The sequence below is a fragment of the Fibrella musci genome (assembly GCF_041321105.1).
Taxonomy (GTDB): Bacteria; Bacteroidota; Bacteroidia; order Cytophagales; family Spirosomataceae; genus Fibrella; species Fibrella musci.
The window spans coordinates 93,980-105,850 of the sequence record NZ_JBGGWD010000007.1 but is presented as its reverse complement, the minus strand read 5'-3'; the positions used below and the strand labels follow the sequence as shown (position 1 = coordinate 105,850).

The following is an 11,871-nucleotide window of genomic DNA, read 5'->3' as shown; positions in this document are numbered from 1 at the left end:
TCTTTCTCGTAACAGCGAAGCGTTTGGGAAAGTTACCACCATACAAAAACTCACTGCTATGACCCTCGAATGGCTTTTTGCTGCCTGTATAGGCATTGGTTTGGCGGCCTGCTGCGGTTTCCGCGTGTTTGTGCCCATGCTGATCGCCGCCCTCGCTACTAAACTGGGCTACATTGATCCCCAACCCGGCTTCGAGTTCCTGGGCAGCTGGAAGGCGATCATTGGCTTGTCGGTGGCATCGGCTTTTGAACTGGGTGCTTACTACGTTCCCTGGCTCGACAATGCCCTCGACACCATTGCCATGCCGGCGGCCGTGATCGCAGGTACGTTGCTGTCGACCTCATTTCTGCACATCAACGACGAAACCTACCGGTGGGGCATGGGGCTGATGTTAGGTGGTGGCTCGGCAGGGCTCATTCAGGCGGGCACCAGTTTGTTGCGACTTGGCTCGGCCATGACGACGGGCGGGGTAGCCAATCCGGTGGTGGCTACTGGCGAAAATGCGGCCTCGCTGGGGCTCTCGTTGCTGACGGTCTTTCTGCCACTGTTCGCCTTCGTCCTGATTGCTTGCCTACTGCTCTACGTGGCCTTCCGGTTGTTGGCCCGACGTCGGCTCCGGTTCACCAAGTCCGATACCACCCAGCAGTCGGGTACGCCCCTCAGCCCGTTCCCGCGTAGTAATAATGGAAAGCATTGAAAGAGGGTTTAGCGTTTGATGTTTAACGTTAAACGTCAAACATCAAACGCTAAACAATCCTTATGGAAAACTACGAAGCAGGTACCGATCAGAACCAGGGTGTGGTCGGCACGATGGCCCGGAACCAACAACACGAAGATACCGAACTGGTAGGGTCGCGGGTGGGGCGGCTCGACCCCAACAACGTAACCGATCAGAGCGGCGGCACTGTCAATGATGAAGATGCAGTCGAAGAAACCGACGAGATGGGCGAGCGCGAATATGTGAATGACGAGGATGAAGTGGTTGATGAAGAAGGCAGCCCTACCGGCGAGCATGATCACCACCAGGACGACAATTATTTACTCGGCGGCAGCACGGCACGCACCTCGGCGTAAGGTAATTTATAGTACGATTCCAAGAAAATTCGATAGTCGGGTGGCTCGTCGGAAAGCGGTCAAATCACACGTAAGCGGTGGTCTGACCGCTTTTGCTTATCTAGATATTTGTATTATTCCGATGTAAAATGGCGGTGCCGTAGGATAATTCTTAGGCTGGCGGTGTTTATGCCGTTGATTAATCAAGTATTTTTGCACAGATTCTAGTGAACCGGGCTACCGCCTCTTTGGGCCCGAGGGAGTTTTAGTTAACCAACAAATACCCATACTTTGATTAGAACCGTAAGTGTATCCGCTCTGATAGCGCTGGCCAAACCAACCATTGCTACCTCTCCTGTTGAGCCGGGTTCTCCGGCAGACACCATTCGGCAGGAAAATAGCCAACCGGCTGTTTCGCAGAAACTGAATACGCCATTACTGTTAAACGCCGACTCCACCCGTCGGTTTGTACCCATCTATTTTTGCGGCGAGGCAGTGCCCATCGACCGCTCGTCGATTTCGCGCCAATGGATGCGCACGCTCATGCAGTGCCAGGCCCAACGCGAAGAATTATATGTATTGCGGAAGCGGGCCGCCGTCTTTTTTCCCGTCATTGACCCCATTTTGCGGCGGTTCAATATTCCGTACGATTTCCGGTACATTCCGCTGGCCGAAAGTGAGCTGATCAACGACTGCGTGTCGCCCAAAGGGGCATCGGGGTACTGGCAGCTGATGCCGCAGACCGCCCGCGAACTGGGCCTGATTGTAAACGACGAGATCGACGAGCGCTATGACCTGGAAAAGGCGACCATCGCTGTTTGCCGGTATCTGCATGATCTTTACCGCGAGCTGGGCTCTTGGACGCTCGTTGCGGCAGCCTACAATGGTGGGCTGAGCCGCTTGCAGGAGCGGATGATTCAGCAACGGCAGAATAACTATTTCAGCCTGAAGCTGTATCGCGAAACCAGCCAATATTTGTTCCGGGTGCTGGCCTACAAAGAGTTGTTGTCTAACCCACATTCGTACCGGCTGTTGCTGTCGTCGGATGTACTGGCCTACCTGACACGACCACTACCGGAACACCTTACCCCCCTGCCCGGTCTGAAAAAGAAAGGGGCGACAGTGGCCGTAGGGGCCGACACCGATTTGCCGGATGCAGGCCGTGTAGATCCTGCCTGGGGTCCCCGGCAGGGCGATTCCTTTTTGGAGGCTCCCTCACTGGCCGATATTCTACTGGCCGGTGCTGCCTACGCCAGTCTCGACCCCTTTACGGATACAGGCACCCCCGACCTGACTCGCGAGCAAAAGGGAATTCCGGTGCCCAAACTGCTGGGCCTGATGGTACTGCGGTTCCGGCGGCCCCGCTTTCTGCGGCAGGTACCCGGCACAGGTCGCCGCCCCCGCCACCGCTGGGAGTGGGTATAAGTTGGGTTCAACGTCTAAGATTCAAGGGCCAAAGTTGAGCGGCCACGACCACCCTGGTTGTGGGTAGCTCAACTTTGGTCCTTGAACCTTAGACTTTGAACTAATTTTTTGCCCTATTTTTGGCTCCACGTTGTTGATAATTGACGCTTCCTGAATAGCTATGGCTGAATTAATCCGAATGCCCAAGATGAGCGACACCATGACTGAGGGTGTCATTGCTGAGTGGCATAAAAAAGTAGGTGATACCGTGAAATCGGGCGATGTGCTGGCCGAAGTCGAAACCGACAAAGCCACTATGGACCTCGAGGCTTACGACGAAGGCACCCTGCTTTACATTGGTATCGAAAAAGGGCAGTCGGTGCCGGTTGATGGCATCATTGCCGTGATTGGTCAGCAGGGCGAAGATTTCCAGTCGCTGCTCAATGGAAGCAGCGGTGGCAGCGTGGAGGCACCTGCCCCGAAAACCGAGAGCATTGCTCCGGTCGACAAGCCCGCCCCCACGGCCGCCGATACCACACAGGTAAACACCAACATGGCTGACGACAAAGCCATTTCGGCGGCGCCGGCTGCCGATGCCAACGTGAACGCGTCGGTGATTCGGATGCCTAAGATGAGCGATACCATGACGGAAGGCACCATCGTGGCATGGCATAAGAAAGAAGGCGATACCGTAAAATCGGGCGATGTGCTGGCTGAAGTCGAAACCGACAAAGCCACCATGGATCTCGAAGCCTACGAAGAAGGCACCCTGCTGTATGTGGGCGTGAAAGAAGGCGAATCGGTTGCTGTAGACGCGGTCATTGCCGTTGTCGGCGAAAAAGGAGCCAACTTTAAAGTACTGATTGGCGGTGCTGAAAGCAGCGGCTCAGCCCCTGCGGCTGAATCGGCAGGTAGCGGCAACGCCACCGCCGAGCAAAACCCGCAAACCAACGTACCTGCCAACGCCGATACCGACCTGTCGTATGCGGGTGGTACCGAAAACGGGCACGATGCCAACGGTCGCGTGAAGGCCTCGCCGCTGGCTAAAGCCATTGCCGAACAAAAGGGCATCGACCTGAAACAGGTACACGGCACTGGCCCCGAAGGGCGTATCGTGAAGGCCGATGTGGAGGCGTTCAAGCCAGGTACGTCGGCGCAACCGGCCGCGGCACCCGCTGCTCAACCCGCAGCCCCACAGGCTCAGCCAGCACAGGCACCTGCTACGGCAGCGCCGGCTCCTCAGCCCCAGGCTGCTGCGCCCCAAGGCGACTACGAAGACGTACCGGTCAGCCAGATGCGGAAAACCATTGCCCGCCGCCTGAGCGAGAGCCTCTTCACCGCCCCGCACTTCTACCTGACCATGGAAATCAACATGGACAAGGCAATGGCGCTGCGCGGACAGGTAAACGCTGTTGCACCGGCCAAGGTGTCGTTCAACGATTTCGTGATCAAGGCGGCTGCTTTGGCGCTGAAACAGCATCCCAACGTCAACTCGTCGTGGCTGGGTGATAAAATCCGGAAATACAAGTATGTCAACATCGGGGTGGCTGTGGCCGTCGACGAAGGGCTGCTCGTGCCGGTGGTGCGTAACGCCGATCAGAAAACGCTGTCGACCATTGCCGGTGAGGTGAAAGAAATGGCTGGCAAGGCCAAAGACAAAAAGCTTCAACCCAAAGACTGGGAGGGCAGCACCTTCTCGATCTCGAACCTGGGTATGTTTGGCATCGACGAATTTACGGCGATCATCAACCCGCCCGATTCGTGCATTCTGGCGGTTGGCGCCATCAAGCAGAGCGTTGTGTTTGAGGGCGAAACGCCGAAGCCGGTCAACATCATGAAAGTAACGCTGTCGTGCGACCACCGCGTTGTCGATGGAGCTACCGGTGCCGCCTTCCTGCAAACGATGAAAGGCTTCCTGGAAGACCCGATGAAAATGCTGGTGTAGTGCCTGCTACATTTAACGTGTAAAGCCCAACGTCCAAAGTTGCTTCACAGAGCGAACCTGTGTCCCAACTTTGGACGTTGGGCTTTAAACATTGAACGAAAAAGAATGACACCCATTCACGCAACGACCGTTGTCGGCATTCGGCACAACGGACAAGTGGCGCTGGGCGCTGATGGACAGGCAACCATGGGCAACACAGTGGCCAAAAGCAACGTTAAGAAAATACGCCGGTTGGCGGGCGGTAAGGTACTGGCTGGTTTTGCCGGGTCAACGGCCGATGCCTTTACGCTCATAGAGCGGTTTGAGGAAAAGCTCAGTAACTATAATAACAACTTGCGCCGGGCGGCCATCGAACTGGCGAAAGACTGGCGAACCGACCGCTTTTTGCGCAAGCTGGAGGCGATGATGATCGTGGCTTCGGCCGACGATCTGCTCATTATTTCGGGTACGGGCGACGTACTCGAACCCGACCAAGACGTTGCCGCCATCGGGTCGGGTGGTGTCTATGCACAGTCGGCAGCGCTGGCGCTCAAAAAGCACGCGTCTCACCTCAATGCCGTCGATATGGTCAGTGAGAGCCTGCACATTGCCGCCGACATTTGTATCTATACGAATCACAATCTTATTGTTGAGCAAATAGGCAATTAGTATTCAGTGAAATCTGGTAACATTGCAACTACTCAGCAGTACTCAACGCGTCTGATTCTTTTCTGCTCCCGTTAATGCGTTTCTTCTCTGTACTCATTCAGCAGCTTAAAAACCGCCGGATTGCCGTAGGCTTTGTGGTCGCGGTGCTGTTGGTGGGGTTCGGGTTTGCTATGTCGGTACATAGTTACAACCGATCGCAGCGGGACAATCAGAACATCACGTATTCCTTTCAGGTCCTGAACCGGCTGGACGATATACTGTCGTTGACTAAAGACGTGGAGACGGCCGTGCGGGGCTATCTGGGCTCAAACGACCGCGTTTTCCTGGAGCCCTACTATTCGGCTTACCCGCGCATTCCCGGAAAATTGGCCGATCTGCGAAAGCTATTCAAGGATGATTCGGCCAAACTGAAAACCGTCGATACGCTGGAATACCTGATTGAACGCAAATTCGCCATTGCCCGGAAACAGATTCGGCTGACGGCCAGCAACGACATAACGGTGCGGCGAGAGTTTCTGCTGATCGGCAAGCTGCGTATGGATAAAGTGCGGGCCTACGCCGGGAAAATGATCGAGACGGAGCAGCGGCTGATGGAGCAGCGCAACGTGCTGGCGCGGGAGTCGTTTGGTAATACGCTGGTGATCATCTTCGCGCTGTCGATGCTGACGTTTATCGCACTGGTTACGCTCTATCGACTGCTCGACAACGAACTGCATCAGCGGGCCGAAAACGAGGCGCAACTGCGGGCTTACGAGCAGCAATTGCAGGAGAAAATTCAGCAACTGGAAACCTCGAACCAGGAACTGGAGCGAATGGCCTTCGTTGCCAGTCATGACATGCAGGAGCCGCTCCGAAAGATTCGGGCGTTTGGCGACCTGCTCACCGAACGGTTCAGCCCCTCGCTGGAAGGCGATGGCCGCATGTTCCTGAGCAAGATCATTACGTCGGCAGACCGGATGTCGATGCTGATTCGCGACCTGCTCAACTTCTCGCGCCTGACCAGCCGACGTGATGTGTTTGCTCCCGTGTCGCTCAACGAACTGGTCGACAAGGTGATGAACGATCTGGAGTTGTCGGTGCAGGAGACCAACGCCACCGTCAGCCGGGGCGATCTGCCTACGATCGATGCGGCCGCGTTGCAAGTGGAGCAGTTATTTTTGAACCTGATTACCAACGCCTTGAAGTATGTAAAGCCCGGCGTGGCTCCGCAGGTACGTATCGAGGCAGAGTTTACGGAGAGCGCCTTTTATCCGGGTCTGGTATTTGGCGAGCGTTACGTGCGGCTCACGATTCGAGACAATGGGATTGGCTTCGACGAAAAATACCTCGACCGCATTTTCGACATTTTCCAGCGGCTGCACAGCAAAACAAATTACGAAGGAACCGGCATTGGCCTGGCCATCTGTAAACGGGTGATCACCCACCACAATGGCTACATTACGGCGCAAAGCCGGGAAGGGGCCGGGACAACGTTCATCGTTTTATTGCCCGAAAAGCAGCCTAAAGCCGCGCCAGATTTATCGAACGCCAAGCTGCTGATACGCTAGACACTGTGCCCTCATAACCCGGTTAACAACACAAACAGCCGTTCGATTTGGGGCGTCAGGGCAGCGTACTTGCCTTCCTGATACTTATTGATCATCAGGGAGAAGCTCATCAGGCTCCCATCTTTGGCCGTGAAATAACCCGCGTAGGCCCGAACGCCCTCGATGGTGCCACTCTTGGCGCGTACGTTACCGGCCGCTTTGGTGCCTTTGGCCAGCCCGCGTACGGTGCCGCTTTGGCCCACCACCGGAATGCTGGCGTAGAAGGCTGGGTACGTTCCCTCGCGGGTCATGGCCATCAGGAAGCTCGTCATGTTGTCGGCAGTCATCGCCCCCACGGTCGAGAGGCCACTGCCATCTCGCGGCCGGAAACCGTCCAGATGGACGCCTTTGGCCTGCCAGTAGCCCGTAATGGCCGAAACCGACTCGGGCCAGGTTGTAGACCGTTGTTTGATCTGCCGCGCCGCCGACCTAAGGAGGGCTTCGGCGTACAGGTTGATGCTCTGAAAATTGGTTTCACGGGCCAGATCGCTCAGCGGCGGCGACGTGTAACGATACACTTCCGTACGGACGGTGCTTGTGGCCGACGTGCTGCCCGCTGCCGACACAAACGGCCCCGGCGTGTAGGCGACGGGCGTAGAAACGGGTTGAGGCGCTGTATTGGCCGCCAATAACTCAACCGGCAACGTACCCAGCCGGTAGGAGGCAGGCGTTCCGGAAACGCGGATACTATCGCGGCGGAACTGCTCGGTGAGGGCGTAGGCTACGAAGTAAGCGGGGTCGGGCATAGCGCCTTTCACGGCAAACTCAGGTACTGCCCCGGATGGGTTGGGGGGCACCGTGCCTTCGAGTGTGGCCGTGTTCTGAAACGGTACGCCGTAAATGTTGACCTCGTCGCCAGAGCCCACGGGGCCCGTCGATACGCGATTGTTCAGGCTCAGGTAGGGCAGGGCAGGGTCGGTGCGCAACACGGGGGCCGGAGCACCCGCCGCCGTGCCCGGCTTGAAAACGACCCGGTACAGATTTTCGTTGAAATTCAGACCAAAGAGGCCCGCCCCGTAATAATTGCCCAGATCGCCAAAAGGCCAGGTGTCGGGGGTGGGTTGGCCGTCGAAAAAGCTGGCGTCGCCGATGATCGCCCCGTCGATGCGCCGGATACCCGCCTGCCGCACCCGGCTGGAGACGTCGCGCAGAAACGCCACCCAGGCCGGGTACCCCGCAAACCGACCGCTCGCCAGCGAGGGATCACCAGTGCCGCGCAGGTACAGATTCCCCGTCAGTACACTGTCTTTGATAGCCCCGTCATATTCCAGGTACGTAGTATACGTGAAGGTACTACCCAGTGTAGCCAGCGCCGTACCGGTCGATACCAGCTTCAGCGTTGAGGCCGTGGGGAGACTGCGAAATTCATTCTGACCAAAGACACAAAGCCCATCGCTGACCCGCCGAACCGACAGCGCTACGGTGCCATTCTGCACCAGTGGCCCCCGTTGCAGACTTTCGGCCCAGTCGCGTAGCCGTTGCAGCGTAGCCGAATCGGGCGGGGACAGGGTGTAGACTGCGCTGTTGGCCAACAGGGGCTCTCGCCCCGCCAGCAGCGTAACGGCGTCGGCGTGCAGGAAGTAACTGCTGAGCAGGCCCAGCAGCACGGGTAACATACGGATCAGGACAGAAGAACGACGCACAATGAGGGGTTAGGCTGTATGGGCCTTTTTCGTAGCTTTGCAAAGCTAAGGGAATTTAGAATACCGTACCCGCGTTATCAAAAGGCCCTTTTTGGGCAAATAAGGCAAACCCGCCCCCTTATCCGACCCCATGAATAACTGCGCCGAACCGGCACATGGCAACCAATGGAACCATGCTATGCCTGAACGCGTCGGCCATGATCATATAGACGGTATAGACCACGCATGAAATTAACATTTTGGGGAGCCGCCCAGCAGGTAACGGGTAGTATGTATCTGCTGGAACTGGACGATGATTACCGTATCCTGATTGACTGTGGGTCTAATCTGGAACGGTCGACAAGCGACCAGACTCCCCCCATTGACCAACCTACTACTGGCCTCTTCCCTTTCGAAGCATCCAGTATCAATGTTGTGCTGCTCACGCACGCGCACATCGACCACTCGGGCAACCTGCCTAATCTGTATCGCGAAGGGTACGAAGGCCAGATTCTCTGCACCGAGCCAACCTACGCGCTGACCAACATTCTGTTGCAGGACGCCGCCTCGCTTAACAGCAAACGCATCAACGAACTCAACGGTAGCAAGAAAAAACGGGTACGCGACAAGCAGTCGCAGATGCTGAAAGACCTGTTTCTGGAAAAGCAGGTGCGCGAAAGCATGGAAAGCGTGGTGCCCATCCAGTTTGGCCGCAAATTCCGCCTCACTGATTCGTGCAGCGTTACCTTCATTCCGGCCGGGCATTTGCTCGGTGCGGCGCACATTGTGGTGGATGTCTACGAGAACGGGCAGAAGAAAAGCATCTGTTTCTCGGGCGACATTGGCCGCAAAAACTACCCGCTCCTCGTTGACCCCGCTCCGGTGCCGCCGGTCGACTACCTCGTTTGCGAATCGACCTACGGCAACCGCCTGCACGTCGATCAGATGAGCCCGGAAGATGCGCTTGCCGACGTCATCAAACGTACCTGCATCGATATTCCGGGGCGGCTCATCATTCCGTCGTTCTCGGTGGGACGTACCCAATCGTTGCTGTACACGCTCAACCGGCTCTATACCGAGCGGGGTTTTCAGCCCATCAAAGTGTTTTCGGATAGCCCGATGGGCCTGGAAAGCACCAAGGTGTATCAGAAAAACATCCGTCAGCTGAGCAAAGAAGCGCGGGAGTTTTACGAAGAAAACGAGACCATCTTCGACTTCGACAACTTCGAGTTCCTGGAGTCGGCCAAAGCGAGCAAGGCCGTCAGCGACTACAACGAGCCGTGCATTATCATTTCGTCGTCGGGCATGGTGCAGGGCGGGCGCGTAGAATACCACGTAGCCGCCAACATCGAAAACCCGTATTGCACCATCCTGATCATCGGGTATTGCGCCGAAGGAACGCTGGGCTGGCGGTTGCTCAATGGGCAACCCACGCTGACGATCAAAGGCGAAGAAAAGCAGGTGATGGCCAACATCGAGCGCATCGACGTATTCAGCGGCCACGGTGACCGCGACGATCTGCTAAACTTCGTCCGGATGCAATCGCCCGAGCAATTGAAGAATGTATTTTTGGTGCACGGAGAAACCAGCAGCATGGAGGCCTTCCGGGATACTCTTGCCGAAGCCGGTTACACCCATGTTGAAATCCCCGCCAAGGGGCAGAGTTATGAACTATAATTAGTTTACCGTTTGGCGTTTAGAGTTTAAAGTTGGCTGACGCACGTTTTTGATTTTGCGTCAGCCAACTTCAAACTCTAAACGCCAAACGGTAAACGCAAAATATGAGAACTTATCTCGACTTTGAGAAGCCGCTGGCTGATCTGGAAGGCCGGTTAGACGAACTGAAGCGACTGGGTGAAACCAGTAAAGTAGATGTCACCGAAGCGATTGCGTCGCTGGAAGAAAGCATCGACAAGCTACGGGCCGAACTGTTTAACAACCTCACCCGCTGGCAGCGCGTACAGCTATCACGCCACCCCGACCGCCCCTACACGCTCGATTACATTGAGCGCATGTGCGATCAGTTTATCGAACTGCACGGCGACCGCACCGTGCGCGATGATCCGGCGATGGTGGGTGGCTTTGCCGAAATCACCCGTGGCGACGGAACAGGGCAGACGGTCATGATTATCGGGCAGCAGAAAGGGCGCAATACCAAGCAGCGGCAACAGCGCAACTTCGGTATGCCCAACCCGGAAGGTTACCGCAAGGCCCTGCGGCTGATGAAAATGGCCGAAAAATTCAACAAGCCCATCGTGACGCTGATCGACACGCCGGGGGCGTTCCCGGGGCTTGAAGCCGAAGAGCGGGGACAGGGTGAGGCCATCGCCCGCAACCTCAAAGAGATGTTTATGCTGAAAGTGCCGGTGATTTGCATTGTCATCGGTGAAGGGGCTTCGGGCGGCGCACTCGGCATTGCTATCGGCGACCGGGTAATGATGCTCGAAAACACCTGGTATTCGGTTATTTCGCCCGAAAACTGCTCGACGATCCTCTGGCGGAGCTGGAATTACAAGGAGCAGGCTGCTGAAGCCATGAAGCTCACCGCCGCCGACATGCAGGCGTTCCGGCTGGTCGACGGCATCATTGACGAACCCACTGGCGGCGCCCATGCCGACCACGCCGCAATGGCTGAGATTCTGAAAAACAAGATTCTCGACACCCTGGCCGAACTCAACACGCTCACCGCCGACGAACGCATCGATCAGCGCATCGAGAAATTCTGTTCGATGGGGGTGGTGATCGAATAACAGTATACAGTGAACAGTATGCAGTATACAGTGGGGGCAATTTACTTCCTGCGATAGCCCACTGTATACTGCATACTGTTCACTGTATACTGATCTTACTCCTGCTCCACTACCTCGCGGTTGCCCAGCGGTTGGGTGGGGCGGCTATTATTGGGGTATTTTCGGGCGAAAATTGCTTCCTGACCCGCCGAGATGGGCATCGGGTTTTTGAAGAGAATCCAGTCCAGCCGTTGGGTACAGGTCGAGGCCGTCGACGTACCTGCATACGTGTAGTAGGCCTTAGACTGAGGTAACAGATCCGCCGGATTGATACTGACGCCCGCTACCGTATTGGGCTGCCCCAGAGTAGTGGGTAGATTGGCTAATACTTGTTGCAGGATTGCACTTTGCGGGCCATTCGTCAGGAAAACGCTGAGCACGAGAATCGCCCCCGTGCGCTCGTCCTGATTCACCAGGTGCAGTTCCATTGGAGCGGCTTTGCCATTGAGCGTGTGTTCACTCGCCCGGTGAAAATGAAACTGCTTCAGCAGGTACGTTACGCCCTGATACGTAATCGCGTTTTTGCCATCGCCCAGTACTTCGATAGTGTGGCCGTCGTCGAGCACCTGCAACGGCATCGACTGGTAATTGACCGTAAGCGCGGGTAGGCTGGTCTTGCGGGTTTTGGTGGTGTCGATGTCGACAGGCGATAGGGCTTGCCCCGTACAGATGGGTGCCCCTTCCGATTGCCAGTTGGTTTGTTCGTAATTCCAGTCGGCGGGCGTTGGGGTGGCGTTGTCGGTACCCGTTTTGGTACAGCCTACAGCCGCCAGCAGGAGCAGCCCGGCCGTGGCGGGAGAAATCCGGTTCATAACAGTTGAGTT

10 protein-coding genes are annotated in these 11,871 nt (G+C 56.4%); 8 read left to right on the top strand and 2 right to left on the bottom strand.

What is annotated here, in order from left to right; genetic code table 11:
• Window positions 1-58: 58 nt before the first annotated feature.
• The 6 genes from ACAW74_RS22425 (at window position 59) to ACAW74_RS22400 (ending at window position 6,597) form a co-directional block, all read left to right on the top strand.
• Window positions 59-697 carry a DUF4126 domain-containing protein gene (locus ACAW74_RS22425; protein ID WP_370700476.1) on the top strand — a complete coding sequence of 213 codons (639 nt, stop codon included), beginning with the start codon at window positions 59-61 and terminating at the stop codon, window positions 695-697.
• 62 nt (window positions 698-759) lie between these two features.
• Window positions 760-1,074, top strand: a complete 315-nt coding sequence (locus ACAW74_RS22420; protein WP_370700475.1) for a hypothetical protein — start codon at window positions 760-762, stop codon at window positions 1,072-1,074.
• Window positions 1,075-1,344: 270 nt separating this feature from the next.
• Window positions 1,345-2,478 carry a lytic transglycosylase domain-containing protein gene (locus ACAW74_RS22415; RefSeq protein ID WP_370700474.1) on the top strand — a complete coding sequence of 378 codons (1,134 nt, stop codon included), beginning with the start codon at window positions 1,345-1,347 and terminating at the stop codon, window positions 2,476-2,478.
• A 160-nt stretch (window positions 2,479-2,638) separates the two neighbouring features.
• Window positions 2,639-4,402: a pyruvate dehydrogenase complex dihydrolipoamide acetyltransferase gene (locus ACAW74_RS22410; RefSeq protein WP_370700473.1), complete on the top strand. Its 1,764-nt coding sequence runs from the start codon at window positions 2,639-2,641 to the stop codon at window positions 4,400-4,402.
• Window positions 4,403-4,507: 105 nt separating this feature from the next.
• Window positions 4,508-5,050: an ATP-dependent protease subunit HslV gene (gene hslV, locus ACAW74_RS22405; protein WP_370700472.1), complete on the top strand. Its 543-nt coding sequence runs from the start codon at window positions 4,508-4,510 to the stop codon at window positions 5,048-5,050.
• A 74-nt stretch (window positions 5,051-5,124) separates the two neighbouring features.
• A complete protein-coding gene (locus ACAW74_RS22400; protein WP_370700471.1) occupies window positions 5,125-6,597 on the top strand; it encodes a sensor histidine kinase in 1,473 nt (490 codons plus the stop codon).
• An 11-nt stretch (window positions 6,598-6,608) separates the two neighbouring features.
• Here the strand turns inward: ACAW74_RS22400 and dacB are convergent, their stop codons facing one another.
• Window positions 6,609-8,279: a D-alanyl-D-alanine carboxypeptidase/D-alanyl-D-alanine endopeptidase gene (dacB, locus tag ACAW74_RS22395; RefSeq protein ID WP_370700470.1), complete on the bottom strand. Its 1,671-nt coding sequence runs from the start codon at window positions 8,277-8,279 to the stop codon at window positions 6,609-6,611.
• 225 nt (window positions 8,280-8,504) lie between these two features.
• On the opposite strand from dacB, the gene ACAW74_RS22390 reads away from it, so the two are divergent.
• Window positions 8,505-9,935, top strand: coding sequence for an MBL fold metallo-hydrolase RNA specificity domain-containing protein (locus tag ACAW74_RS22390; protein ID WP_370700469.1), 1,431 nt, complete (start codon window positions 8,505-8,507; stop codon window positions 9,933-9,935).
• A 104-nt stretch (window positions 9,936-10,039) separates the two neighbouring features.
• Complete coding sequence (locus tag ACAW74_RS22385) at window positions 10,040-11,008, top strand: acetyl-CoA carboxylase carboxyltransferase subunit alpha (protein WP_370700468.1); 969 nt, start codon at window positions 10,040-10,042, stop codon at window positions 11,006-11,008.
• Window positions 11,009-11,103: 95 nt separating this feature from the next.
• Here the strand turns inward: ACAW74_RS22385 and ACAW74_RS22380 are convergent, their stop codons facing one another.
• On the bottom strand, window positions 11,104-11,859 hold the full coding sequence (locus tag ACAW74_RS22380; RefSeq protein WP_370700467.1) for a carbonic anhydrase: 756 nt from the start codon (window positions 11,857-11,859) through the stop codon (window positions 11,104-11,106).
• Window positions 11,860-11,871 lie beyond the last annotated feature (12 nt).

What these genes read in the sequence shown, in the direction of transcription:
- ACAW74_RS22425 (WP_370700476.1), top strand. Translation starts at nt 59, where the DNA reads ATGACCCTCGAATGGCTTTTTGCTGCCTGTATAGGCATTGGTTTGGCG.
- ACAW74_RS22420 (WP_370700475.1), top strand. Translation starts at nt 760, where the DNA reads ATGGAAAACTACGAAGCAGGTACCGATCAGAACCAGGGTGTGGTCGGC.
- ACAW74_RS22410 (WP_370700473.1), top strand. Translation starts at nt 2,639, where the DNA reads ATGGCTGAATTAATCCGAATGCCCAAGATGAGCGACACCATGACTGAG.
- hslV (WP_370700472.1), top strand. Translation starts at nt 4,508, where the DNA reads ATGACACCCATTCACGCAACGACCGTTGTCGGCATTCGGCACAACGGA.
- ACAW74_RS22400 (WP_370700471.1), top strand. Translation starts at nt 5,125, where the DNA reads ATGCGTTTCTTCTCTGTACTCATTCAGCAGCTTAAAAACCGCCGGATT.
- ACAW74_RS22390 (WP_370700469.1), top strand. Translation starts at nt 8,505, where the DNA reads ATGAAATTAACATTTTGGGGAGCCGCCCAGCAGGTAACGGGTAGTATG.
- ACAW74_RS22385 (WP_370700468.1), top strand. Translation starts at nt 10,040, where the DNA reads ATGAGAACTTATCTCGACTTTGAGAAGCCGCTGGCTGATCTGGAAGGC.
- ACAW74_RS22380 (WP_370700467.1), bottom strand. Translation starts at nt 11,859, where the DNA reads ATGAACCGGATTTCTCCCGCCACGGCCGGGCTGCTCCTGCTGGCGGCT.